Source organism: Pseudomonas sp. LB3P31, assembly GCF_054897945.1.
Window position 1 is genome coordinate 3,154,130 of the sequence record NZ_CM142710.1, and the last position, 25,494, is coordinate 3,179,623.

Consider the following 25,494-nt stretch of genomic DNA (forward strand, 5'->3'; position numbering starts at 1 on the left):
GCTTGGAGGGAGGGACGATGCACTCATGAAACGTGCACCTCAAAGGTTGCGGATGTGGCGGTGAAAATCGGACTCAGCAAAGGCAAGCCTCCTGTTGTGAGCGGGCAGCGAACCAAGGTTTAACTTGAATGAGCGTTCAAGTTAAACATGGATAGGGCGCTAAGGACTAATCGCAAGGCTCGGCGGTACTGTTTGTACGCTAGCTCAAGGATGGGTATGACGCGGGGTTTGAAGGATTCGTTCAGTGCAGAATTAGCTAAATGCCATTATCTGTGGAGGGCTTGAAGAGCATCGCGAGCAGGCTCACTCCTACAGTGAGAAATGTCGCCCACAAATCTCTGGTTCAACATCTAACCCCTGTAGGAGTGAGCCTGCTCGCGATGAGGCCAGATCAGTCAGCGCAAATCCCGAAACCTACTTCTGCGTCCCATCATCATGCTGCAAATTCGCCTGCGTCAGGTTGCACCCCGCCGGGACACTCCGGGTCAGCCAGACATTGCCGCCAATCGTCGAGCCCTTACCGATAGTGATCCGCCCCAAAATGGTCGCACCGGCATAGATCACCACGTCATCTTCGACAATCGGATGCCGCGCATGCCCTTTCTGCAACTGGCCATCCTCATCCGCCGGAAAGCGCTTGGCACCCAGGGTCACCGCCTGATAAATCCGCACGCGTTCGCCGATGATGGCCGTCTCGCCGATCACTACGCCCGTCCCATGATCGATAAAGAAGCTGCGGCCAATCTGCGCCCCTGGGTGAATATCGATGCCCGTGGCCGAGTGCGCGATTTCCGCGCTGATCCGCGCCAGCAGTGGCAGCCCCGCGCGATACAGATGGTGCGCCAGGCGATGGTGAATGACCGCCAGGATCCCCGGATAGCACAGCAGCACTTCATCGACGCTACGCGCCGCCGGGTCGCCGTGGTAAGCCGCCAGCACGTCGGTGTCGAGCAAGCTGCGCAACCCCGGCAGCGCGAGGGCGAAATCCTGGATGATCTGGATGGTCCGGGCTTCGACCTCGGTATCGGCCTGGGTGCTGTGACGCGCGGCGTAGCGCAGTTCGAGTCGCGCCTGGGCGAGCAACGCATTCAGGGCCACGTCCAGCGTGTGGCCGACATAGAAGTCTTCGCTTTCCTCGCGCAGGTCCACCGGCCCCAGGCGCATCGGGAACAGCGCACCGCAGAGCGCTTCGAGAATCTCCGCCATCGCCGCACGGGAAGGCAATTCGCGACCGCCCTGCTCGCCGCTGACACGGCCGTTCTGGGCGCGCCACTGATCACGTGCGGTACGCAGTTGGCTGACGATGGACTGCAATTGCCAATGGCTGGAACGCTCGCTCACGGTAGAAACTCCTCTCGGGCAGCCGGACTGTCTGGTCGCCTCAACGGCGAATACTCTACGGCAAGGTCCGGAGGCCGAATTAAGAACCGATTGTGCTGTGTTAAGCACTTTTGGCTATATGCGATTGGCGGTTGCCCAAGGATTTTGGCGTGCCTATAGTCCTGACATCTTCCTCCGCCAGTACGGAACCATGATCAAACAACAGCTCGCCCGTTTCGACCGCCTCGACCTGCTCAGCCATCCGACTCCCCTGGAAAAACTCGAACGCCTCTCGACCTGGCTGGGCCGTGATGTGTACGTCAAGCGTGATGACCTGACGCCGCTGGCAATGGGCGGCAACAAGCTGCGCAAGCTCGAATACCTGGCAGCCGACGCCCTGGCTCAAGGCGCTGACACATTGATTACCGCCGGCGCACTGCAATCCAATCACGTGCGGCAGACGGCAGCGCTGGCGGCCAAATTGGGCCTGGGTTGTGTGGCGTTGCTGGAAAACCCGCTCGGTACCGATGACAGCAATTACCTCGGTAATGGCAACCGCCTGCTGCTCGACCTGTTCGATACCAACGTTGAGTTGGTGGAAAACCTCGACAACGCCGATGAGCAATTGCAGGCCTTGGCCGATCGGCTGCGTAACAACGGCAAGAACCCGTATGTAGTGCCGATTGGCGGTTCGAATGCTCTGGGGGCGCTGGGTTATGTGCGTGCAGGTCTCGAGTTGGCCGAACAGATCAAGGACACCGGGCTGAACTTTGCTGCCGTGGTGCTTGCCTCCGGAAGCGCCGGAACGCATAGCGGCCTGGCGCTGGCCCTGAGCGAAGCACTGCCGGATTTGCCAGTGATCGGGGTTACCGTGTCACGCAGCGATGAAGATCAGCGCCCGAAGGTGCAGGGCCTGGCCGAGCGCACGGCCGAGCTTCTGGGTGTCAGCCTGCCGGCAGCTTTCAAGGTGCAATTGTGGGATGAATATTTCGGCCCGCGTTACGGCGAGCCCAATGCCGGAACGCTGTCGGCGGTGAAACTGTTGGCGAGTCAGGAGGGTCTGTTGCTTGACCCGGTTTATACCGGCAAGGCGATGGCTGGCATGCTCGACGGGATCGGGCGCCAGCGTTTTGATGAGGGGCCGATCATATTCCTGCACACCGGTGGGGCGCCGGCGTTGTTTGCCTATAAAGATTTCCTGTAATTGATTGAAGATCAAAAGATCGTCCGATCGCGGCCCGAGCCTTCGGCAGCTCCTACAGGGACACATCACATATTCAGTAATCGCATAACAAAATCGATATTTATTATTTTATTATCTATACCGGTCATCATATAGTCGCGCCGCAGGCGAATTTGTGGCAAAACGCATATGCTGCTTCAGGGCAGCATCTTGCAGCCGTTCCAATCCCGAATTTGCCAACTTTCCTAAAGCGTCTTCCCATAAGAAAACACAGGGGCTTGTCATGAATTTTTCCGCACTACGTCGAAATCTGCTGGTAGGTTCGCTGGGCCTGGCGCTGAGCGCCGGTCTGATCAGCCAGGCCGTCGCCGGTGAGCAGCTGCAAAAAATCAAGGACGCTGGCGTCATCAACATCGGCCTGGAAGGCACCTACCCACCGTTCAGTTTCGTCGATGCCGACGGCAAACTGGCCGGTTTCGAAGTTGAATTCTCCGAAGCTCTGGCCAAAGAGCTGGGCGTCAAGGTCAAGCTGCAGCCGACCAAATGGGACGGTATCCTCGCGGCCCTGGAATCCAAGCGTCTCGACGCTGTGGTCAACCAGGTGACCATCTCCGATGAGCGCAAGAAGAAGTATGACTTCTCCGAGCCGTACACCGTCTCCGGGATTCAGGCACTGGTGCTGACCAAGAAAGCCGCCGAGCTGAACATCAAGTCCGCAGCCGACCTGGGTGGTAAAAAAGTCGGCGTGGGTCTGGGCACTAACTACGAGCAATGGGTCAAAGCCAATGTCCCGACCGCTGACGTGCGCACCTACGAAGACGATCCGACCAAGTTCCAGGACCTGCGCGTCGGCCGTATCGACGCCATCCTGATCGACCGTCTCGCCGCGCTGGAATACGCCAAGAAGGCCAAGGACACTACCGCCGCCGGCGAAGCGTTCTCCCGTCAGGAAGCCGGGATCGCCCTGCGCAAAGGCGAGCCGGAACTGCTGGCTGCAGTGAACAAGGCGATCGACAAGCTGCGTGCCGACGGTACGCTGACCAAGCTTTCGGAAAAATATTTCAACGCTGACGTCACTAAATAATGGAAGAGGCTTTCCAACTCGCGCTGGATTCCGCGCCCTTCCTGCTGAAGGGCGCGTACTACACGGTTATCCTGAGCCTGGGCGGCATGTTTTTCGGCCTGCTGATGGGCTTCGGCCTGGCATTGATGCGCCTGTCGCGCTTCAAACTGGTGAGCTGGATCGCCCGCATCTACGTGTCGTTCTTTCGCGGCACGCCGTTGCTGGTGCAATTGTTCGTGATCTATTACGGCCTGCCGCAACTGGGCATCGAACTTGATCCGCTGCCGGCAGCCCTGATCGGCTTCTCGCTGAACATGGCCGCCTATGCCTGCGAAATCCTGCGTGCCGCGATCAGTTCCATCGAGCGTGGCCAGTGGGAAGCCGCCGCGAGTATCGGCATGACCCGCGCGCAGACCTTGCGCCGGGCCATTCTGCCGCAAGCGATGCGCACGGCCCTGCCACCGCTGGGCAACAGCTTCATTTCGCTGGTCAAGGACACTGCACTGGCCGCCACCATCCAGGTGCCGGAACTGTTCCGCCAGGCGCAGCTGATCACCGCTCGCACCTTCGAAATTTTCACCATGTATCTTGCCGCCGCACTGATCTACTGGGTTCTGGCCACGGCGCTCTCGCACCTGCAGAACAAGTTGGAAGAGCGGGTCAATCGGCACGACCAGGAGTCTTGACCCAATGATTGTCGTGGAAAAACTGACAAAGCAGTTCAAGGGTCAGGTGGTGCTCAATGGCATCGACCTGGAAGTGAAGGCCGGCGAGGTAGTGGCAATCATCGGACCTAGCGGTTCGGGCAAGACCACCTTCCTGCGGTGCCTGAACTTCCTCGAAGAACCCACCAGCGGCCGGATCAAGGTCGGCGACATTGAAATCGATGGCAGCCGTCCGTTGAATCAGCAGCAGGGACTGGTGCGCCGCTTGCGCCAGCACGTGGGCTTCGTGTTCCAGAACTTCAACCTGTTCCCCCATCGCACTGCCCTGGAAAACGTTATCGAAGGGCCGATCGTCGTTAAGAAAATCCCCCACGCCGAGGCGGTTGCCCTGGGCAGGAAACTCCTGGCCAAGGTTGGCCTGGCAGGCAAGGAAGACGCCTATCCCAGACGTCTTTCCGGCGGCCAGCAACAGCGCGTGGCGATTGCCCGGGCGCTGGCGATGGAGCCGGAAGTGATCCTGTTCGACGAACCGACCTCGGCGCTCGACCCGGAACTGGTGGGCGAAGTGCTGGCGACCATTCGCGGTCTGGCCGAAGAGAAACGCACCATGGTCATCGTCACTCACGAAATGGGTTTCGCCCGGGATGTTGCCAACCGTGTGGTGTTCTTCGATAAAGGCGTGATTGTCGAGCAAGGTGAAGCAAAAGCATTGTTCGCCAACCCCAAGGAAGAACGCACCCGGCAGTTCCTCAGCAAGTTCCTCAACAACGCCCACGCTTAAACTTCCTCGCAACATGATTTAACTTCCAAGGACGGAAGTATCCCTCCAGTAATAAATAAATCATTTGATGTCCGCCATTTCGCGAGCATTTGGTTTGTGCGCGTGCGCGGTACATATCTATGTGCTTAGGCAATTAATTCTACGCCTGTAACCTTCTCATCGCCCCAGTCCTGCTGGGCAAAGCAGCACAGCGCAGGTCCCGTCGCCTCGTATGCTTAGTGTAGTGATGTACGACCATCCGACAGCGCTTAATGCCCGCTGGACGTAGGATATTTCTGAATAGCAGTTGATCTTGCAATTGGCCAGTCGGCTCTATTGACAGCTAAGCAGCCGCACTTTTATCTAGCGCTCGATCGACGGCACATATCACGTTCAGTCATTAGTTCTAATCCAGATTAATGAACGGTTTTGCTGTTCGAACATTCGAGTTCTTTATGTTTCAGAAACGGATTTCGCTGCAAAACCCCAAGGAGAACCCATGAAAAGCATCTCGAACATCACCGCACTGGCGATGCCGACACTGGCTCAACCGCACAAGGGCGGCATCAACATCAACTCGGCGGCTCATCTGCTAATCGACATCGCGCCCTACCCCGGCATGAGCGACGGCGACCTGATCGAGTTGTATTGGGATGACTGCTACGTGGCCTCCAAGGCCCTGACCCCTGATGACGTTGGTGAGCCGGTAAGCCTGCGGGTACCCGAGAGTTTTATCGCCAATGGCACTTCGGACGTGCACTACCGCCTCATGCAAATTGGCGTGGAACCGCAGCTGTCGCCCGTCGAGCACCTGCAGGTCAAGCTTGATTGCCCGGGAGGGCAACCCCCGTCACTGTGCGGCGATGAAAATCAGAATCTGGTGCCGGTGCACATCCCCGAAGCCATTTGCCGAAAAGGGGTTAACGCCAGTCAGATGAAACGCGGCGTTCCGCTGACCATCGCCCCGTACCTGAACATGGCCATCGACGACGAAATCACCCTGCGCTGGGGTGATGTGCGCATGGACCTGCCCAGGCTTGCCGCTAACGATATCGGTCGGTGTATCCAGGTCTGGGTGCCACCGGCGATCATCCTGGAAGCCGGCGAAGACCTGCGCCTGGAGGTTACGTATTGCGTGCTCGATCGCGTGGGCAACAACTCGCGCTGGGCGCCGGTGCGCAGGCTGAAAATCGGGTGCGGTAAAACCTGCATCAAGCTCAAACCCAAAGCCTGTCTCCAATAGGCAGGGCCACGGCATCCCTTCTATGCATATTCCTAAAAGTTAGTTTATTTATTATTTATACACGTTTACGGTATATACACCGGACCACCGGACATTCTTGAATTCAGTCGCTGCCTTTTCCTGCGGCGTTCCATGAAGATGTGAGGTAGGTATGGTCCGGAACACAATCACCCCAGTGCAGAACGCCAGGGCATTGCGTGCAGCCAAGGAGTGGCGCTGATGTCCAGTCTGGCAGATGCACTTGTCCAGAGTGATCTGGACATCGCCCCCTTGGTATTGCCCGCGCAAGTCTTGCGCAACGATGCGCAAGCCATCAAGGCCGCCCACGAACTCGCGCAGGTAGCGCGACTGCAAGCGGCCAGACGCGACCAGCAACGCAAGTTGCCCTGGTCGGAAATAGAACAGTTCACCCGCAGTGGCCTGGGCAGTATTTCCATTCCCCGCGAGTACGGCGGCCCACAGGTTTCCTTCGTGACCCTGGCCGAGGTGTTCGCGATCATTTCTGCAGCTGACCCGGCACTGGGGCAGATCCCGCAGAACCAGTTCGGCATCCTTCACCTGTTGCTCGGCAGCGCCACCGAAGCGCAAAAAAAACAGCTGTTCAGAAGCGTGCTTGAGGGCTGGCGGATCGGTAACGCCGGTCCTGAGCGCGGCACCAAAAACACCCTGGAACTCAAAGCGCGAATCACCCCCAGTGGCGAAGATTTCGTGATCAACGGCCAGAAGTTTTATTCCACTGGCGCGCTGTTCGCGCATTGGGTGGCCGTCAAAGCGCTGAACGACGACGGCAAACAAGTGCTGGCCTTCGTCCGTCGCGGCACGCCGGGTTTGCGCATCGTTGATGACTGGTCGGGGTTCGGCCAGCGCACCACCGCCAGCGGCACTATTTTGCTCAACAACGTGCAGGTCGAAGCCGAACTGGTGGTGGATAACTGGAAGATCAACGACAAGCCGAATATCCAGGGCGCCGTCTCGCAGCTGATTCAGGCAGCGATTGACGCCGGTATCGCTCGAGGCGCCATCGACGACGCCATCGAGTTCGTGAAAACCCGCGCCCGCCCATGGATCGACGCACAGGTTGAGCGAGCCAGCGACGACCTGTATGTCATCGCGGACATCGGCAAACTGAAAATCGAACTGCATGCTGCCGAAGCGCTGTTGCGCAAGGCCGGCAAAGTCCTCGACCAGGTCAGCGCCGCCCCTCTCACCGCGGAGTCTGCGGCCCATGCCTCGATTGCCGTGGCCGAAGCCAAAGTGCTGACCACGGAAATTTCGCTGCAGGCCAGCGAGAAACTGTTCGAACTGGCCGGCAGCCGCGCCACCCTCGCCGAATTCAATCTCGACCGTCACTGGCGCAATGCGCGGGTGCACACGCTGCACGATCCGGTGCGCTGGAAATACCACGCCGTGGGCACTTACCACCTGAACGGCACCTTGCCAGCTCGTCACTCCTGGATTTGACCCACCAGAACATTTTTGACCAGATCCCTGGAGAAACACATGCCTATTTCCCACCACGTCGCGGTCATAACCAGCGACGAGCAAGCGTTGGTCGTTGCCAGTGACCTGGCCGATGACTTCAAGCGCGACAGCGCCCTGCGCGACCGCGAGCGCCGCTTGCCCCACCCGGAACTTGAAGTGTTTTCCCGCTCGGGCCTGTGGGGCATCAGCGTGCCGAAAGAGTACGGCGGCGCAGGCGTATCCAACGTCACCCTGGCCAAGGTCATCGCACTGATCGCCCAGGCCGACGGCTCCCTCGGACAAATTCCGCAAAACCATTTCTACGCCCTCGAAGTGCTGCGGGTAAATGGCAGCGCCGAACAGAAAAAACGCCTGTACGCGGAAGTGTTGGCCGGCCAGCGCTTCGGCAATGCACTCGCCGAACTCGGTACCAAAACTGCCCACGACCGCGTCACCCGTCTGACCAGAGAGGGCGACGGCTATCGCATCAACGGCCGCAAGTTCTACGCCACTGGCGCCATCTATGCCCAGCGCATCCCCACCTCGGTGGTGGATGAGCACGGCGTGCAGCAACTAGCATTCGTGCCGCGTGATAGCAAGGGCCTGACGGTCATCGACGACTGGAGCGGCTTCGGCCAGCGCACGACTGGCAGCGGTTCGGTGGTGTTCGAAGATGTGTTTGTCGCAGCCGCGGACGTGATCCCGTTTCAAAGCGCTTTCGAACGGCCAACACCGGTCGGGCCGCTGGCGCAGATTCTCCACGCCGCGATTGACACCGGAATAGCCCGCGCGGCCTATGAAGATGCACTGCACTTCGTGCGCACCAAGACCCGCCCGTGGATCGACGCCACCCATGAAAAAGCCACTGACGACCCGCTGACCATCAAGAGCTTCGGCCACTTGAGCATTCGCCTGCACGCTACCGAAGCACTGTTGGAACGCGCTGGCGAATACCTCGATAGAGCCCAGGCTGACACTAACGCCGAGTCCGTCGCGGCGGCCTCGATCGCCGTCGCCGAGGCCCGCGCCATCAGTACTGAAATTTCTCTGGCCGCCAGCAGCACGCTGTTCGAATTGGCAGGCAGCCAGGCGACCCTGATCGAACATGGCCTGGATCGCCACTGGCGCAACGCGCGGGTGCACACGTTGCACGACCCGGTGCGCTGGAAGTACCACGCCGTCGGCAACTACTACCTCAACGATGCAAACCCGCCACTGCGGGGGACCATCTGATGGCCGCCGCGAAAAAGAAAATCCTGCTCAACGCGTTCAACATGAACTGCATCGGGCACATCAACCATGGCCTGTGGACTCATCCTCGGGACAACTCCACCCAATACAAAACCATCGAGTACTGGACTGAACTGGCGCAACTGCTCGAGCGCGGGCTGTTCGACGGGCTGTTTATTGCGGACATCGTCGGCGTGTACGACGTCTACCAGAATTCGGTAGACGTACCGCTCAAGGAATCGATTCAGTTACCGGTCAACGACCCGCTGCTGCTGGTTTCGGCCATGGCCGCCGTTACCCGCAACCTCGGCTTCGGCCTGACCGCGAACCTCACTTACGAGCCGCCGTATCTGTTCGCCCGTCGCATGTCCACGCTCGACCATCTGAGTCGTGGCCGGGTCGGCTGGAACATCGTCACCGGTTATCTCGACAGCGCCGCCAAGGCCATGGGCCTGAGCGAACAGGTCGAACATGACCGGCGCTACGATCAGGCCGATGAGTATCTGCAAGTGCTCTACAAGCTCTGGGAAGGCAGCTGGGAGAATGGCGCGGTAGTCAACGACCCCGCGCAAAGGGTCTATGCGCACCCGGACAAGGTGCACAAGGTCGAGCACCAGGGGGAGTTTTATCAGGTCGAGGGCTATCACCTCTGCGAACCGTCTCCGCAACGCACGCCGGTGCTGTTCCAGGCCGGTAGTTCGGATCGCGGTTTGCTGTTCGCCGGGCGTCACGCCGAATGCGTGTTCATCAGCGGCCAGAACAAACCGTCGACCAGGGTTCAAGTGGACAAGGTGCGCGCCAGTGCCGTCGAGGCCGGGCGTAATCCCGAGGACATCAAGGTGTTCATGGGTCTGAATGTGATCGTCGGCGAGACGGCCGAACTAGCGTGGGCCAAGCACGCCGAGTATCTGAGTTATGCCAGCGCCGAAGCCGGCGTTGCGCACTTTTCGGCCTCCACCGGGATCGATTTTTCCGAATACGAGATCGATGAACCGATTCAGTATGTGAAGAGCAACGCCATCCAGTCGGCGACCAAAAACCTGCAGAACAATGACTGGACCCGACGCAAATTGCTTGAGCAACACGCGTTGGGTGGCCGCTATATCACGATCGTGGGTTCGCCTGCGCAAGTCGCGGATGAGCTGGAGTCCTGGATCGCCGAAACCGGACTCGATGGCTTCAACCTGACGCGCATCGTCACCCCGGAAAGTTATGTGGACTTCATCGAACTGGTGATCCCGGAGCTGCAGCGTCGTGGGTCGTACAAGACCGCGTATGACGACGGCAGTTTGCGGGAGAAGCTGTTTCATGCAGGGGCGCATTTGCCTGAGCAACACACTGGCTCCGCGTTTCGCCGCTAAAAGCATCGCGAGCAGGCTCACTCCTACAGTGGATTTCCGGTGTTCACACGATCCCTGTAGGAGTGAGCCTGCTCGCGATGAGGCCCTACCTGACAACCCAAATTCATGCACTGACTGGAAAAACCATCATGACCAAAAAACACCTCTCTCACCCAGTCAAAGCACTGGCCCTGGCCCTCGGCCTCTTCAGCTCAGTGTCCTTCGCCGCCGACGCACCGTTGAAAGTCGGCACCACCGCTGCCTTCGCCATCCCCCTGGAAGCCGCCGTCGAGGAAGCCAACAAGCAAGGACTGAAGGTCGAACTCGTCGAGTTCAGCGACTGGATCGCTCCCAACGTCAGCCTCGCCGCCGGTGACATCGACGTGAACTACTTCCAGCACATCCCGTTTCTGGAGAACGCCAAGACCGCTGCCGGTTTTGATCTGGTGCCGTTCGCACCGGGAATCATCAACAACGTCGGTCTCTACTCGAAAAAATACACAAGCTTCGACGAGCTGCCAGAAGGCGCCACCGTTGCCATCGCCAATGACCCGATCAACAGCGGCCGTGGCTTGCAGCTGCTGGCCAAGGCCGGTCTGATCACTCTCAAACCGGGCGTCGGCTACAAAGCCACCGAAGAAGACATCGTCGCCAATCCGAAGAAAATCAAGATCCTCCAGGTCGAAGCCGTGCAACTGGTACGCGCCTACGATGACGCCGACCTGGTGCAGGGCTACCCGGCCTACATCCGCCTGTCCAAGACCTTCGATGCCGGCTCTGCCCTGCTGTTCGACGGCCTCGATCACAAGGAATACGTAATCCAGTTCGTGATCCAGCCAAAGAGCAAGACCGACCCGCGCCTGATCAAGTTCGTCGACATCTACCAGCACTCCCCAGCCGTTCGCGCAGCCCTGGATAAAGCCCACGGCAAGCTCTATCAAGCTGGCTGGGAAAGCTGAGAATGACCGCTGCCACGCAACTGCGACTGGATATTCCAGAGCAACGTAATGCGCAACAAGCCGAGCTGCACCCGGACCTCAACCGTGCCCACGTGCGCTTCATCGGCCTGGGTAAGACCTACGACGGCAAGCAGGGTCCGGTAGCGGCCCTGCAGGGCATCGACCTGGCGATCCAGCGCGGCGAAGTGTTCGGCATCATCGGTCGCAGCGGCGCCGGCAAGTCCTCGCTGATCCGCACCATCAACCGCCTCGAACAACCGAGCAGTGGCCGGGTGCTGATCGATCAGGTCGACATCGGCGAGTTTGATGAAGACCGTCTGGTGGCGCTGCGGCGGCGCATCGGCATGATCTTCCAGCACTTCAACCTGATGTCGGCCAAGACCGTGTGGCAGAACGTCGAACTGCCGCTGAAAGTGGCCGGGGTGCCCAAGGAAAAACGCGAGCAGAAGGTCCGCGAACTGCTGGAACTGGTGGGCCTGGAAGGCAAGCACAAGTCCTACCCGGCGCAGCTGTCCGGCGGGCAGAAACAACGAGTCGGCATTGCCAGGGCACTGGTGCACGAGCCGGCGATTCTGCTGTGCGACGAAGCGACTTCGGCACTTGACCCGGAGACCACGCAATCGATCCTCGGCCTGTTGCGCGAGATCAATCAGCGCCTGGGCCTGACCATCGTCCTGATCACCCATGAGATGGCCGTGATCCGCGATATCTGCGACCGCGTCGTGGTGCTGGAGCACGGCCGGGTCGTCGAACAGGGGCCGGTCTGGGAAGTGTTTGGCGACCCGCAACACGAAGTCAGCAAGAGCTTGCTCGCGCCGCTGCAACACGCCCTGCCGCAAGAGCTGCAAAGCCGCTTGCAGGCGCAGCCCCAGTCAGAGGCGGCGGCGGTGGTGCTGCGCTTGCAATTCACTGGCAGCGCCAACGACGAGCCGGACCTGGCCGCTTTGTTCAGCGCCCTCGGCGGCCGCGTGCGCCTGCTGCAAGGCGGTGTGGAACGCATTCAGGGGCATGCCCTCGGGCAACTGCTGCTGGCGGTAGCCGGCTCGTCTCTGAATGCACAGGAACTGCGTCAACGTGCCGGGCAATGGGCGCAACAGGTAGAGGTGCTGGGCTATGTGGTTTGATCGCTTGCTGCAAGGCTTCATCGACACCTTCCTGATGGTGGGCGTGTCGTCGTTGATCGCGCTGCTGGCGGGTATTCCGCTGGCGGTAATCCTGGTCACCAGTTCCAGGGGCGGCATCTACGAGGCTCCGGCGCTCAACCGCGCATTAGGCGCGTTCGTGAACCTGTTCCGCTCGATTCCGTTTTTGATTTTGATGGTGGCGCTGATTCCGTTCACCCGGCTGATCGTCGGCACTACCTACGGCGTCTGGGCGGCCGTGGTGCCACTGACGATTGCCGCTACGCCGTTCTTTGCGCGGATTGCCGAGGTCAGCCTGCGCGAGGTTGACCATGGGCTGATCGAAGCGGCACAAGCGATGGGTTGCCGGCGTTGGCACATTGTCTGGCACGTGTTGTTGCCCGAAGCGCTGCCGGGGATTGTCGGTGGGTTCACTATCACCCTGGTCACCATGATCAACTCTTCGGCCATGGCTGGTGCGATTGGAGCGGGTGGGTTGGGGGACATTGCGTATCGATACGGCTATCAGCGGTTTGATAGTCAGATCATGCTGACGGTGATTGTCTTGCTGGTGGTGTTGGTGGCGGTGATTCAGTTGGGCGGAGATCGGTTGGCTCGGGGGTTGAACAAGCGTTGAATCAAGATCAAAAGATCGCAGCCTGCGGCAGCTCCTACGTGAGCGGGTATGTCGCAGACCCTTGCTCGCGAATGGGCTGCGCAGCAGCCCTCTGCTTGATGGCGTATATTCGGCACATCCCCATTCTCCGCGCAGCCCACCATGAAACAGTCCCCCGACGACCTGCAAAAAATTACCGCTACCACCCTGGACCATTACAACTCAGTGGCCGAGGGCTTTCGCGAGGGCACTCGCGACCATGATGTCAGCCAGAACATCGACGCGCTGCTGCGGCATATCCAGGGTACCGCGCCGTTCGACATTCTTGATTTTGGCTGTGGGCCGGGTCGTGATTTGCAGACGTTCACGCGTATGGGGCACACGGCCGTGGGCCTGGATGGCTCGGAAAAACTGGCACAGATGGCCCGCGAGGACAGTGGCTGTGAGGTCTGGCAGCAGGACTTCCTGAAGCTGGACTTGCCCGATGAATGCTTCGACGGGATTTTTGCCAATGCGGTGTTGTTTCACATTCCGCGGCAGGAATTGCCTCGGGTGTTGCAGCAATTGCGTGGGGCGCTGAAGGCGGGTGGGGTGTTGTTCAGTTCAAATCCGCGTGGGCAGAACCAGGAGGGCTGGAACGGGCCGCGGTATGGGGCGTATCACGACTTGCAGGCGTGGCAGCAATTGCTGACCGATGCGGGATTTGTAGAGTTGGAGCATTACTACCGGCCGGAGGGGCTGCCGCGGGAGCAGCAGCCTTGGTTGGCGAGTGTCTGGCGTAAGCCGGGGTAGTCTGACAGGACGCCATCGTCGGAACGCCGCCCGGAGCAGGCTCACTCCTACAGGAGACCGCGTTCGGCTTGGAAAACCTGGCCAAATGTTAGGACGCCTTCGAGAGCAAGCCCGCTCCCACAGGAGACCGCGTCCGCCGGGACAACTCGGTCAACTGTAGGAGTGAGCCTGCTCGCGATGAGCGCGAAGCGCTCGCTTTATTGCGCCTCTGGTTTCGGCTCGCGGATCTTGTACCAGGCCACATACAGCGCCGGCAAAAACAGCAGCGTCAGCAACGTGGCGATGATGATGCCGCCGATCATCGCGTAGGCCATCGGCCCCCAGAACACTTCCCGGGCAATCGGGATCATCCCCAGGCTCGCGGCCGCCGCCGTCAGCAGAATCGGCCGGCGCCGGTGTTCGGTGGCTTGCACCACTGAATCCCAGGGTGAATAGCCGTCCTTCTCGAACGCCTCGATCTGCGTCACCAGGATTACCGAGTTGCGGATGATGATGCCGATCAGCGCGAGAATCCCCAGGATCGCCACGAAGCCCATCGGCGTACCCGTCGGGATCAGCGCCAGCACCACGCCGATCAACCCGAGCGGCGCGACACTGGCTACCAGGAACAGCTTCTGCACGCTGTGCAACTGGATCATCAGGAACGTCGCCATCAGGAATAGCATCAGCGGCACAACCTTGGCGATCGGCCCCTGGGCCTTGCCGCTCTCCTCGACCGTACCGCCCGTGGCAACCTTGTATCCCACCGGCAGGCTCGACGCGAACTGGTCGATGGCCGGTTTGAGTTGCTTGACCAGGTCCGTCGGCTGAATTTCGTCGCGCACCGCCGCCTTGATGGTAATGGTCGGCTTGCGATCACGCCGCCACACCAATGGCTGCTCCAATTCATAGCGCACCGTCGCAAACGACAACAGCGGAATCGAAGTGCCACCCGGCGTGACGATCTGCAGATTCTGTAGAGTTTCCGGCGTGCCGCGTTCAGCGTCCACCGCACGGCCCACGACGTTGATCAGGTAGATATCGTCATCCACCTGGGTCACCGGCGCACCTACCACGATGCTGTTCATCAGGTTGGCCACGTCTTCCGAAGACAGCCCCAGTTGCCGCGCCTTGTCCTGGGCGATATCGATGCGCAGGACCTTACCCGGCTCGTTCCAGTCGTAGATGATCTCGCCAATGTGCGAGTTTTTGTCCAACTCGGTGGCCAGGGCGATCGCGTGCTTGCGCACTTGGTCGATGTCCTTGCCGCTGACCCGGTACTGGATCGGACGCCCCACCGGCGGGCCCATTTCCAGGGCCTGGACGTAGCTGCCAATGCCGACGAAATCCTTGCGCAGACGTTCGCGCAAGCGCTGGCTCAGCGCTTCACGCGATTCCAGGCCTTTGCTGACGATGATCAATTGCGCGTAGTACGGGTTCTGCAATTGCTGGTCGAGGGGCAGGTAGAAACGGATCGCCCCTTCGCCGATGTAGGTGCTCCAGCGCACGATGTCCGGATCGCCCTTGAGCGTTTCTTCAAGCTTGTTCACCGCCTTGCGCGTTTCGGCGATGGAAGCGTTCTGCGGCAGGTTAAGGTCGACGAGAATTTCCGGACGGTCTGAAGACGGGAAGAACTGGTTCTGCACAAATTGCATGGAGAACACCGAAGCCACGAACAGCGCAATGGTGATGCCGATTGCCCACCAGCGATTGCGCATCGCCCACAGCATGCCACCGTTGAACGCCCGACCAACACGCCCGGGTTCGGCATTGTGCGGCTTCACGTTGGCGCTGAGGATGTGCACGCCAATCACCGGGGCGAACAGCACCGCGACCACCCACGACACCAGCATCGCCACCGCGATCACCGCAAACAGGGTGAAGGTGTACTCGCCCGCCGAGCTGGCGTTGAGGCCGATCGGCACAAAACCGGCGACGGTCACCAGCGTACCGGTGAGCATTGGGAAGGCCGTCGAGGTGTAGGCGAACGTCGCCGCCTGCTCCTTGGTCTCGCCCATCTCCAGGCGCGTAACCATCATCTCCACCGTGATCATCGCGTCGTCCACCAGCAGGCCGAGGGCGATGATCAAGGCGCCCAGGGAGATCCGCTGCATGGTGATGCCGCTGTACTCCATGAACACGAAAACCATCGCCAGCACCAGCGGAATCGAGCATGCCACCACCAGCCCGGCACGCACGCCGAGGCTGATGAAGCTGACGATCAGCACGATCACCACTGCTTCGAACAACGCGCTGGTGAAACCGCCAACAGCTTTTTCCACCACTTCGGCCTGGTCGGAAACGCTGTGCACGCCGACACCCACCGGCAGGTCGGCGGTCAGCTCCTCCATGCGTTGGTGCAGGGCCTTGCCGAATTCCTGGATGTTGCCACCCTTCTTCATGGCGATCGCCAGGCCGATGGCGGTCTGGCCGTTGAACCGGAATTCCGGGGTTGCCGGGTCGACATAGCCGCGGCTGATTTCCGCGATGTCGGCCAAGCGATAGAAGCGATCGTTGAGCTTGAGATTGACGTCAGCCAGGTCTTTTTCCGAGGCGAACTGGCCGGAAGTGCGTACCGAGATCCGCTCAGGCCCTGCCTCGATCACACCGGCGGGAGTCACCGCGTTCTGTGATTGCAGGCTCTGCACCACCTGGCGCTGGTCGATGCCGAGCGCCGCGAGTTTACGGGTGGAGAAGTTCAGGTAGAGCACTTCGTCCTGCTCGCCGATCATCTCGACCTTGCCCAGCCCTGGCACATCGCGGATCTGCGCACGGACCTGTTCGACGTAGTCACGCAGCTGACGCAACGACAAGCCATCAGCGGTGAAGGCGTAGACCGAGCCGTACACATCACCGAATTCGTCGTTGAACCCCGGTCCTTGCAGGCCTTTGGGGAAGTCACCGCGAATGTCGTTGATCTTCTTGCGCACCTGGTACCAGATTTGCGGGATGTCCTCGGCACTGGTGGTGTCGCGCAGGTACACGAACACCGTGGATTCGCCGGGTCGCGTATAGCTTTTCACGTAATCGAGGGAGTCAAGTTCCTCGAGTTTTTTCTCAATGCGATCAGTGACCTGCTTGAGCGTTTCTTCCTGAGTCGCGCCCGGCCAGCGGGTCTGGATGACCATGGTCTTGATGGTGAACGAGGGGTCTTCCTCGCGACCCAGGTTCATGTACGAGAACACGCCCATCAGCAACGCGACGAACATCAAATACCAGACAAATGACTGATGTTTGAGGGCCCATTCGGATAAATTGAAACTCCCTTTCATTGTGGGCTTTCCTCGTCGATTTTGACTTTCTGCCCGGGTTTCAGGCTGTTCACGCCGGCGCTGACCACACGCTCGCCAGATTTAACGCCTTCGGCCAGAACGACGCTGGTGTCGGTGCGGCTGACCAGGCTGACGTCTCGCGGGGAAACGGTTTGGGTTTGTGCGTCGATTACCCAGATGCGCGACTTGCCATCCACCTCCTGCAGCGCGGTAACAGGCAACTCGATGCGCGGCTTGATCGCCGAGCTGAGCGTCACGCTGATGGCTGTGCCGAGGCGAAAGCCCGGCGGCGGATCAGTCAGCGTCAGACGCGCACGTCGGGTACGGGTCGCGCTTTGTGCCTGGGGCTCGATTTCACGAACGATGGCGGTGGTGGTGATGCTCGGGTCCAGTTGCGCGGCGACCTGGAACACCACGTCCGCAGGCAATTGATCGACCAGGGTGTCCGGCAGGTCGATCACCGCTTCCTTGATGTCCGGCTGCGCCAGAGTCACTACTTGCTGACCCGCCGTGACGACCTGCCCGGCCTCGGCATTCCACGCCGTGACGATCGCCTTGTGATCGGTGCGCAGCTCGACGTAGCCGAGTTGATCCTTGGCCTGATTGACCGCCGCCCTGGCTTGATCAAGAGAGGCCTGGGTAGTTTTCAGGTCGGTCTGGGCAATATCCAGTTGTGCCTGGGCACCCACGCCGCGATTGAACAGTTCCTGCTGGCGGCGGGCATTGGCCTGGGCGTTGATCAGTTGCGCCTGGATCTTCGCCAGGTCGCCCTGGGCTGCGCGTAACTGGTTCTGCTGATCCGTGGGGTCGAGTGTGGCGAGCAACGCGCCTTTCTCGACTTCGGCGCCCACATCGACATTGCGGCTGGCGATGCGCCCCGGCACACGGAACCCGACGTTGCTTTCATAACGCGCCTGGATACTGCCGGCGAAGCGCCCGAGGGTTTCCTCGTTGAGCGCCAGCACCTTGATCGACAGCACCGGACGTACGGGCTCTGGTGGCGGTTCTTTTTTCGAGCAGGCAGCCAGCATGACCCCGGCTAAAACCAGCAACAGGCGCTTCATGGCTGGTTCCCCACTTCAAGATCCTTATAGGTGTTTTCGGCGATTTCAACTTTGACGCCAGGGTGCAGTAATTGACCGCCGGCGATGACCACTTTGTCGCCAGCATTCAGGCCGTCGCTGATGATGACTTTGCCGGTCAGGTAACGACCGACGGTGACCGTATGCAGCTCCACCTTGCCTTCGCTGTCCACTCGCCACACTGCGGGTTCGCTGATGTTTTTGGTCAGCGCCGACCATGGCAGGACCACGGCGGATTTGCCGGGAGTCTTGGCTGTGGCGCTTACCACTGAACCGAGCTGCATGCCCTCTGGCAAACCATGAAGGGTAACTTTTACCTGCACGGTGCCGGTCTGCGCGGAAACGGCCGGGGTGATTTCGCGGACGGTGCCGGTGGTCTTGATCGCGGGATTATCGAGCAGGCTAACCACCACTGTCTTGTCGTCCGGGGCTTCGGTCAGCAGCGACTCGTAGATGTTGAACACCGCATCACGTTCGCCATCCCGGGCCAGGCTGAAAATCGGCACCGTGGCTTGTACCACCTGGCCGACTTCGGCCTGGCGAGCAGTAATCACACCCGGTGCATCGGCAATCAGCGAGGTGTAGCTCAATTGTTCGCGGGCGTTTGCCAGCTGCGCCTGTGCCGCCGTCAGTGCACTCTGGCTGCTGCGCAAGGCGGCCTGGGCGGAATCGAATTCGCTCTGGCTGGTGTAGCCCTTGGGCAGGAGCTTTTGCTGGCGCACGAACGCCGCAGCGGTTTGCTTGACCCGCGCCTGTTCGGCGGTAACCTGGGCTTGCGCCGAATCGACGTTGGTCTGCAGGTCCTTGGGGTCCAGCTTGGCCAGGACCTGCTTTGCCGATACGCGGTCACCGACATCGACCATGCGCTGGATGATCTTGCCACCCACGCGGAACGACAGCTCGGTCTGCACCCGCGCCTGGACATCGCCAGTCAGCGTCACCGAAGCCGCATAATCCGCCAGTTTGACCTCCTGCACGAACACCCGCGGACGGTCCTTCTCAACCGGTTCTTTGTCGCCGCAAGCGGTCAGCAAAGCCAGGAGGCTCAGCCCAACCACCACTTTCAATCCGGGACCAGCCATGCAGACTCCTTTGCGTTGTACGGGCGTGCGATTGTCGATACGACTGTGAGCTTAGGACAGGGTTCCGAGGGTGACTCTGATGGACGTCAAATAAACCATAACGCATTGATCCCCGTCGCCATTTTAACGGCTGTTGCGACGGCGGATGTTGGTGGCACTTACCGAAACGTCAGGCAGTCCGCTGCTCTGCTCGAAACTGAAGCCTTCAAATCCAATTGTCCCTGGTGTCTGAAGTGGCGCGGAAGGCCTCGGCGTAGTTGGCGAGACAGGAGGAGGTGCTGAAGGGGTGACGGAGCCCATCTCAATCACGACGTCCTGACGTCTCGATCCTGAGGCGCGTGTCGTCGGTCTGCCAGTAACCGGTGATCCCCTTGCCAGACGAGTCAAGGCCGGGACTACTTGCGGATTACGTGCCGCCCACCAGGAAACAAATCTTCCTGCAACTGACCCCGCCATCAGTCCCAGAGCAGTTTTGGCTGCCGGTTCAAGCAAGGACGAGGCAGGATTGATGGCGGAAACAACCGTGCTTGCAACGCCTAACGCAGCGCCGCCAACCCCCGTCACTCCCGCAGTGACGGACGCCACGGCACCGAGTACAGGCCTCAGGGGCAATCGAAACACCGCGCCATTGGCCAGGGCGTCCATAGCTACTTGAAAGGCAATGCCCGGCCTCAGGCTGATGACCGAGTTAAAAAGCCCGCCAACACTGGTAAGGATTTTAGCGATATCAACAAACTGCCCCGTCGGATCTCTGAAATTGACCGGATCCCCGAGGCAGTATGCATAGGCATTCAGCCCACCTCGGCCAAACGGGCTCAAACGATCTGGGCTATTAAAACGCATCAGCGCCGGGTTGAAAGCCCGATGTCCGTTGCCCAGCAGATAATGTCCGGTCAACGGGTCTGGCCGCTCACCATTGAAGTTCAGCAGGCTGTTGAAACCACTATCGGCCGGACAATGACCGTAGGCCGAGTAGACCAGAGACAAAAGCCCTGCGGGATCGCTCAGTTGCAAAACCGAACGCTGATGGTCGGTGACCAGTAATCGGCTGACGAGGTTACTGCCCGTGTGCGATTGGACAGCCAATAGCTGATCGTCCTGCTGGAACACGCATTGGCTAGCCTGGTCTCGCAGCTCCGTCACCAGATGACGGTGACGATAAAACCGCTGCAATGCGGTTTGCCCGGTCTCGAGTCCGACCAGCACATCCAGGGCGTCATAGCGATACCGACAAACCACGTGCTGAGAATTCGTCATAAGTAATCCTGGCCGGCTGCTGAGCTTGCGCCCAAATCCAAACGCTGGCACCTATCACAAATGCTAGGTACAAAAAAACGCCGACACTTTACAAGCCGTCGGCGTTAGCAACCGTAGAACGATCAATCAGAACGCAGGCAGTACCGCGCCGCTGTATTTCTTCTCGATGAAAGCCTTCACTTCAGGGCTGGTCAACGCTTTGGCCAGCTTCTGGATGGCTGCGCTGTCCTTGTTGTCCGGACGCGCCACCAGGAAGTTCACGTAAGGCGAATCGGCACCTTCGATAACCAGTGCGTCTTTAGCCGGGTTCAAGCCAGCTTCCAGCGCGTAGTTAGTGTTGATCATGTCCAGATCGACCTGATCCAGCACCCGCGGCAGCATGGCCGACTCGAGTTCCTTGAACTTGAAGTTGTGCGGGTTCTTGGCGATGTCTTTCGGGGTGGCCAAAGCGTTTTTCGGGTCTTTCAACTCGATCAGGCCAGCCTTCTGCAGCAGGATCAGGGCACGGCCGCTGTTGCTGCCTTCGTTCGGGATAGCGATGGTCGCGCCATCTTTCAGTTCGGCCAAGCTTTTGACTTTCTTCGAGTAGCCGCCGAAAGGTTCGACGTGCACGCCGATCACGGTGACCAGGTTGGTGCCTTTACCTTTGTTGAAGCTATCGAGGTACGGCAGGGTCTGGAAGTAGTTGGCGTCCAGACGCTTCTGATCGACCTGTACGTTGGGCTGAACGTAGTCGGTGAAGACTTTGATTTCCAGGTCCACGCCTTCTTTGGCGAGGGCTGGCTTGATCAGCTCAAGAATCTCGGCGTGTGGAACCGGAGTCGCCGCCACTACCAGTTTTTCGCCAGCCTGGGCCAGGCTTGCGGTCAGGGCAGCCGCCAATGCGGTGAACAACAGAACCTTTTTCATGCAGTGTCCTTATCGAAAATCGCGGTCGTCATCGACGACGGCTAAGAGTACGAGTGCCAGTGAAGTGCTATCTCTGGCGTGACGCGGACAATACCGGGATTTTTTATTCCCGAGTAATATCTTTTATTCACTTTGATATTCCATTTTGTTCATACGGGTCGCGATCATCGTAGGAGCTGCCGGAGGCTGCGATCTTTTGATTGTGGCGATATCAGAACTCCGAACAATCAAGATCAAAAGATCGCAGCCTTCGGCAGCTCCTACAACAGCCCGCCTTGCTTGAGCAGTTGGCCAAGGGCTGCCTTTTCGGCAACTGAGCCCTTTGTCAGAACGTGTTTAACCCGCTGTTCAATCAGCTCAAGTGCACTTGGCACCGTCGGCAGATTCAAATGCTCCGGCAGAATCTCGTCGCCCGTGCTCACCAGCAACGCAAAGTGAATGACGTTCTCCAGCTCCCGGGTATTGCCCGGCCAACTGTGCTGCTCCAGCACTTGCTGCGCCGCCTCGCTGATCAGCGGCACCGGAAGGTCCAGGCGCTGGCTGTAGATGCCGAGGAAGTATTCAGAAAGCGACAGGATGTCGCCCACCCGCTCGCGCAACGCCGGCAGTTCGAGCTGGCCTTCGCTCAGGTAGTGATAAAGCCGCTCGTGGAATTTGCCCGCAGCCACCGCTTGCGCCAGGTCGATGCTGGTCGCCGCCACCAGCCGCACATCTACCGGGCTTGGCTGATGAGCGCCAACGCGGGTGACTTCATGATTTTCCAGGGCCGCCAGCAACTTGGTCTGAATCGGCAACGGCAGGTCGCCGATCTCGTCCAGGTACAGGGTGCCGCCGTTGGCCGAGCCAAACCAGCCAGCCCGGCTGCTCGCTGCACCGGTGTAGCTGCCGGCTGCATAACCGAACAATTCAGCATCGGCGTAAGTCGGGCTGATCGCGCCGCAGTTGACTGACACAAACAGCCCGCCCCGATCACTGGCACGATGGATATGCCGTGCCAGCAGCTCCTTGCCGCTGCCAGTTTCGCCACGAATCAGCACAGAGATCGCGCGCGGCGCCAATTGCTCGAGCTCCTGGCGCAATTGCCGCGAACGCGGGTCGACAAACACCAGTGCCTTGGCGCGAATGCTCAGCGGGCTTTTTTCTGCGTCGGGAAAGGTCAGCAGCGGCTGGCCGAAGGTTTCAAAACTCATGGCAGACTCCCGCCCAAAACCGCCGGAGGACGGGGGCGTTTGAAAAAGAAAAAATCAGGCGCGACGCAGGGCGTGATGTTCCATGCGGTTCTGCAGGCGGTACAGATAAGCAAAACCCTGCTCCCAGCGCTGGTGGCCGGACTTCACATTGATGTGCCCTGCCCCCGCCAGAATCCCCGCCTCGGCACCCCAGTTGCGCGCCAATTCCAAGGCCCGCGGGGCACTGACGGCGCTGTCGTTGTCAGAGCTGACGACCTGGCTCGGGAACGGCAGCAGGTCGGTCGGGATCGGCGCGAAGTTGCGCAAGGCCGGCGCGCAGGCCGGACGCTCGACGTCTGCCGGGGCGACCAGCAACGCGCCGCGCACCTGCCGCAGAAACTGCACAGGTGCAGCCGCCGCCCAATGCGCAACCGTGATGCAGCCCAGGCTATGAGCGATCAGGATGACCGGCGTGCTGTCTGCCGCAATTGCCTCGGCCAGCGCGGCAACCCAGTCTTCACGACGCGGCGTGAGCCAGTCGGCCTGCTCCACCCGTGCGCTGTTCGGCAAACTGTTCTGCCAGTGGCTTTGCCAATGATCATCTGGCGATCCTTGCCAGCCCGGCACAATCAGGTAGCGAATTGATTCGTTGCGCATGGGGGAACTCTCCTGCTGCGTGTCTGTTCCTGATCTAGTATAGGGAGTGGAGTTATATTCGTTAAGGAATAAGAAGCTATTTATTAATACCTATATCGAATAACACCGTAGGAGCTGCCGGAGGCTGCGATCTTTTGATCTTGCTTTTAAAAAGATCAAAAGATCGCAGCCTGCGGCAGCTCCTACAGGGGTCGTTATTTCAGGCAAAAAAAAGGGCCGCACCCTGCCAAGGAGACGGCCCCGGAAAAACTTAAAACTGTTATCGCGCGGTGATCACCGACAGCTTGGTGATCCCTGCCCGTTCAATCGATGCCATGGCCCGCGCCACTTCGCCGTAATTCACCCCGTCATCTGCCTGCAATTGCACGCGCACTTCCGGGTCCTTGGCCTTGGCCGACTTGAGGTTGAACTCCAGCAGATCCGGCTGGATTTCATCCTTGTTGATAAACAATTTGCCGGCACCATCGATGCTCACCACCAGCGGATCCTTCTGCTCAACCGGCGCCACGGCTTCGGTCTTGGGCAGGTTGATCGGGATCGCGTTGGTCAGCAGGGGCGCGGTGACGATAAACACCACCAGCAGCACCAGCATCACGTCCACCAGCGGTGTCACGTTGATCTCGCTCAGCACCTCATCGCTGTCTTGCGTGGAGAAGGCCATATCAGGACGCCTCCTTCACTTTCTGCGTACCACCCTGGGCTGCAACTTTGTGCGCCGAAGGATGGACCAGCACCCGGAACGAACTCTTCTGCGCCAGGCTGTAGAAGTCATGGGCGAAGTCATCCAGGTCTGCCGCAGTCAGTTTCAGGCGACGCAGGAAGTAGTTGTAAACCAGCACTGCGGGTACCGCGACCGCGATACCCACACCGGTCGCGACCAGTGCCGCCCCAATCGGTCCTGCCACTGTTTCGAGGCTGGCCGAGCCTGCAGCGCTGATTCCTTTCAACGCTTCCATGATTCCCCACACCGTGCCGAACAAACCAATGAACGGCGACGTACTGCCAATACTTGCAACCACTGCCAAACCGGTTTCCAGCGAACGGCGCTCGCGCACGATCTGCTGGCGCAAGGCCCGTTCCAGGCGATCCTGATGATTGATCGCCTGGCTCAGATCCGCTGCGTGTGGCGCTTCACCCACCTGGATCGCCGCATAACCGGCCTGGGCCACTCGCGCCGCAGCACCTGGTTGGGTTTCGGCCAGCTCTGCGGCCGAATCAAGACTTGATGCCGCCCAGAACTGCTTGTGGAACTTGCGATCCTGAGCTTTCAGACGACCGAACTGCACGCCCTTGAGCAAAGCCAGGCCCCAGGTGGCAACGGAAAAAACCACCAGCAGCCAGATCACCGCGCTTTCGATGGACTCAAGTGGAGATGCCAATAACGTCATGATGAATTCCTCGTGTAAACGTTTTGCGTGAAATAGGTTTCGGTTTAATGAATCTTGAAATCGATTGGCACGCTGACCCAGCCGTCCTGGGCGACATCACCCTGCTTGGCCGGAACAAAACTCCAGCGCTTCACGGCGCTCAGCGCCGCATCGTCCAGGGCATCGCGACCACTGCTTTTCTGAATCTGGATCTCGCCGGGCTTGCCATTGGCGAGCACATGCACCCTTAACAACACCGTGCCTTCCCAACCGCGACGCTGGGCCAACGACGGGTATTCCGGCGCCGGGTTCTTCAGGTACCCGGCATTGGCCGAGGCCGGCGTTACCGGCGCGGGTGCTGGCGGAGCCGGTGGTGCGGGGGCCGCCACAGGCGCTGCCGGTTTCGGCGGTGCAGGTGGCTGCTCAACGGCCTTGGGCGCCGGTTTTGCAACGGGTTTGGCGACCGGTTTCGGCTTGGGTATCGGCTTGGGCGGTGGCGGCGGCTTGACCGCCAACTCGTCCTCCACCGGCGGCGGTGGCTCGACTACCGGCTGAACGGGCGGCGGCGGCGGCGGCGGCGGTGGCGGTTCGACGACAGGTGGCGCTGGCTGTGAAAACTCGATAGTCATCGGCGGAATTTCCGGGGGCACCACTGGCAGTACGGCAGCCGGCTGCTGGTTGACCCAATAGATCAACGCGCCGTGCACCAGCAACGCCAGCACCCCGAGCAGAATCGTTTCCCGGCGGCTGAGAATGCCCTTGGGTGCACGCTGCAAACGCAACTGCCCCAACGGCACGCGATGCACCCGGCCGAGATCGACCAACTCGCCACCTGGCCCCTGGCGCCACAGCACCTCGTGCGCACTGGCGGCAGTCTGGACATTACCCATTGATTAACTCCTGCGGTCTCTTTGCGAATAACCCGATAGGCCGGACCTGACTTCCCCCGTGCGACGTATCGACGGAC

Annotated in this window: 23 protein-coding genes; 12 read left to right on the top strand and 11 right to left on the bottom strand. The window is 59.9% G+C overall.

Annotated elements, in window-relative coordinates:
• Window positions 1-414: 414 nt before the first annotated feature.
• Window positions 415-1,341, bottom strand: coding sequence for a serine O-acetyltransferase EpsC (gene epsC / locus ACYZTK_RS14280; protein WP_462010487.1), 927 nt, complete (start codon window positions 1,339-1,341; stop codon window positions 415-417).
• Between the two features lie 190 nt (window positions 1,342-1,531).
• Between epsC and ACYZTK_RS14285 the strand changes: the two genes are divergently transcribed.
• The 12 genes from ACYZTK_RS14285 (at window position 1,532) to ACYZTK_RS14340 (ending at window position 13,753) form a co-directional block, all read left to right on the top strand.
• Window positions 1,532-2,524, top strand: a complete 993-nt coding sequence (locus ACYZTK_RS14285) for a D-cysteine desulfhydrase (protein ID WP_462010488.1) — start codon at window positions 1,532-1,534, stop codon at window positions 2,522-2,524.
• A gap of 262 nt (window positions 2,525-2,786) precedes the next feature.
• A complete protein-coding gene (gene tcyJ, locus ACYZTK_RS14290; protein ID WP_462010489.1) occupies window positions 2,787-3,587 on the top strand; it encodes a cystine ABC transporter substrate-binding protein in 801 nt (266 codons plus the stop codon).
• Window positions 3,587-4,252: a cystine ABC transporter permease gene (gene tcyL / locus ACYZTK_RS14295; RefSeq protein WP_462010490.1), complete on the top strand. Its 666-nt coding sequence runs from the start codon at window positions 3,587-3,589 to the stop codon at window positions 4,250-4,252. The genes tcyJ and tcyL overlap by 1 nt, the downstream gene beginning before the upstream one ends.
• A 4-nt stretch (window positions 4,253-4,256) precedes the next feature.
• The gene (tcyN, locus tag ACYZTK_RS14300; RefSeq protein WP_462010491.1) at window positions 4,257-5,012 is read left to right on the top strand and encodes an L-cystine ABC transporter ATP-binding protein TcyN; all 756 of its coding nucleotides are present in this window, start codon (window positions 4,257-4,259) and stop codon (window positions 5,010-5,012) included.
• 478 nt (window positions 5,013-5,490) lie between these two features.
• On the top strand, window positions 5,491-6,234 hold the full coding sequence (locus ACYZTK_RS14305) for a hypothetical protein (RefSeq protein ID WP_462010492.1): 744 nt from the start codon (window positions 5,491-5,493) through the stop codon (window positions 6,232-6,234).
• Window positions 6,235-6,453: 219 nt separating this feature from the next.
• Window positions 6,454-7,695, top strand: a complete 1,242-nt coding sequence (locus tag ACYZTK_RS14310; protein WP_462010493.1) for an SfnB family sulfur acquisition oxidoreductase — start codon at window positions 6,454-6,456, stop codon at window positions 7,693-7,695.
• A gap of 39 nt (window positions 7,696-7,734) precedes the next feature.
• On the top strand, window positions 7,735-8,928 hold the full coding sequence (locus tag ACYZTK_RS14315) for an SfnB family sulfur acquisition oxidoreductase (RefSeq protein WP_462010494.1): 1,194 nt from the start codon (window positions 7,735-7,737) through the stop codon (window positions 8,926-8,928).
• The gene (locus ACYZTK_RS14320) at window positions 8,928-10,286 is read left to right on the top strand and encodes an LLM class flavin-dependent oxidoreductase (protein ID WP_462010495.1); all 1,359 of its coding nucleotides are present in this window, start codon (window positions 8,928-8,930) and stop codon (window positions 10,284-10,286) included. The genes ACYZTK_RS14315 and ACYZTK_RS14320 overlap by 1 nt, the downstream gene beginning before the upstream one ends.
• 128 nt (window positions 10,287-10,414) lie before the next feature.
• Window positions 10,415-11,224: a MetQ/NlpA family ABC transporter substrate-binding protein gene (locus ACYZTK_RS14325; RefSeq protein WP_462010496.1), complete on the top strand. Its 810-nt coding sequence runs from the start codon at window positions 10,415-10,417 to the stop codon at window positions 11,222-11,224.
• Between the two features lie 2 nt (window positions 11,225-11,226).
• Window positions 11,227-12,348 carry a methionine ABC transporter ATP-binding protein gene (locus tag ACYZTK_RS14330; RefSeq protein ID WP_462010497.1) on the top strand — a complete coding sequence of 374 codons (1,122 nt, stop codon included), beginning with the start codon at window positions 11,227-11,229 and terminating at the stop codon, window positions 12,346-12,348.
• Window positions 12,338-12,982, top strand: coding sequence for a methionine ABC transporter permease (locus ACYZTK_RS14335; protein WP_218429572.1), 645 nt, complete (start codon window positions 12,338-12,340; stop codon window positions 12,980-12,982). Before ACYZTK_RS14330 ends, ACYZTK_RS14335 begins: the two co-directional genes overlap by 11 nt.
• 141 nt (window positions 12,983-13,123) lie before the next feature.
• Window positions 13,124-13,753 carry a class I SAM-dependent methyltransferase gene (locus tag ACYZTK_RS14340; RefSeq protein ID WP_462010498.1) on the top strand — a complete coding sequence of 210 codons (630 nt, stop codon included), beginning with the start codon at window positions 13,124-13,126 and terminating at the stop codon, window positions 13,751-13,753.
• Between the two features lie 197 nt (window positions 13,754-13,950).
• On the opposite strand, the gene ACYZTK_RS14345 is transcribed toward ACYZTK_RS14340, so the two are convergent.
• From ACYZTK_RS14345 to ACYZTK_RS14390, 10 genes are all read right to left on the bottom strand, one after another.
• Complete coding sequence (locus tag ACYZTK_RS14345; protein ID WP_462010499.1) at window positions 13,951-17,004, bottom strand: efflux RND transporter permease subunit; 3,054 nt, start codon at window positions 17,002-17,004, stop codon at window positions 13,951-13,953.
• Window positions 17,001-18,068, bottom strand: coding sequence for an efflux RND transporter periplasmic adaptor subunit (locus ACYZTK_RS14350; protein WP_462010500.1), 1,068 nt, complete (start codon window positions 18,066-18,068; stop codon window positions 17,001-17,003). The genes ACYZTK_RS14345 and ACYZTK_RS14350 overlap by 4 nt, the downstream gene beginning before the upstream one ends.
• Window positions 18,065-19,168: an efflux RND transporter periplasmic adaptor subunit gene (locus tag ACYZTK_RS14355; protein WP_462010501.1), complete on the bottom strand. Its 1,104-nt coding sequence runs from the start codon at window positions 19,166-19,168 to the stop codon at window positions 18,065-18,067. The genes ACYZTK_RS14350 and ACYZTK_RS14355 overlap by 4 nt, the downstream gene beginning before the upstream one ends.
• 123 nt (window positions 19,169-19,291) lie before the next feature.
• Window positions 19,292-20,425 carry an RHS repeat-associated core domain-containing protein gene (locus ACYZTK_RS14360; RefSeq protein WP_462010502.1) on the bottom strand — a complete coding sequence of 378 codons (1,134 nt, stop codon included), beginning with the start codon at window positions 20,423-20,425 and terminating at the stop codon, window positions 19,292-19,294.
• Window positions 20,426-20,551: 126 nt separating this feature from the next.
• Window positions 20,552-21,334, bottom strand: a complete 783-nt coding sequence (locus ACYZTK_RS14365; RefSeq protein ID WP_462010503.1) for a MetQ/NlpA family ABC transporter substrate-binding protein — start codon at window positions 21,332-21,334, stop codon at window positions 20,552-20,554.
• Window positions 21,335-21,594: 260 nt separating this feature from the next.
• Window positions 21,595-22,524, bottom strand: a complete 930-nt coding sequence (locus tag ACYZTK_RS14370) for a sigma 54-interacting transcriptional regulator (protein ID WP_462010504.1) — start codon at window positions 22,522-22,524, stop codon at window positions 21,595-21,597.
• 54 nt (window positions 22,525-22,578) lie between these two features.
• Window positions 22,579-23,160: an alpha/beta hydrolase gene (locus ACYZTK_RS14375; RefSeq protein WP_053160698.1), complete on the bottom strand. Its 582-nt coding sequence runs from the start codon at window positions 23,158-23,160 to the stop codon at window positions 22,579-22,581.
• Window positions 23,161-23,419: 259 nt separating this feature from the next.
• Window positions 23,420-23,821 carry an ExbD/TolR family protein gene (locus ACYZTK_RS14380; RefSeq protein WP_003220570.1) on the bottom strand — a complete coding sequence of 134 codons (402 nt, stop codon included), beginning with the start codon at window positions 23,819-23,821 and terminating at the stop codon, window positions 23,420-23,422.
• Window position 23,822: 1 nt separating this feature from the next.
• Window positions 23,823-24,548, bottom strand: a complete 726-nt coding sequence (locus tag ACYZTK_RS14385; RefSeq protein WP_462010505.1) for a MotA/TolQ/ExbB proton channel family protein — start codon at window positions 24,546-24,548, stop codon at window positions 23,823-23,825.
• Between the two features lie 44 nt (window positions 24,549-24,592).
• Window positions 24,593-25,417: an energy transducer TonB gene (locus ACYZTK_RS14390; RefSeq protein ID WP_462010506.1), complete on the bottom strand. Its 825-nt coding sequence runs from the start codon at window positions 25,415-25,417 to the stop codon at window positions 24,593-24,595.
• Between the last annotated feature and the right edge of the window lie 77 nt (window positions 25,418-25,494).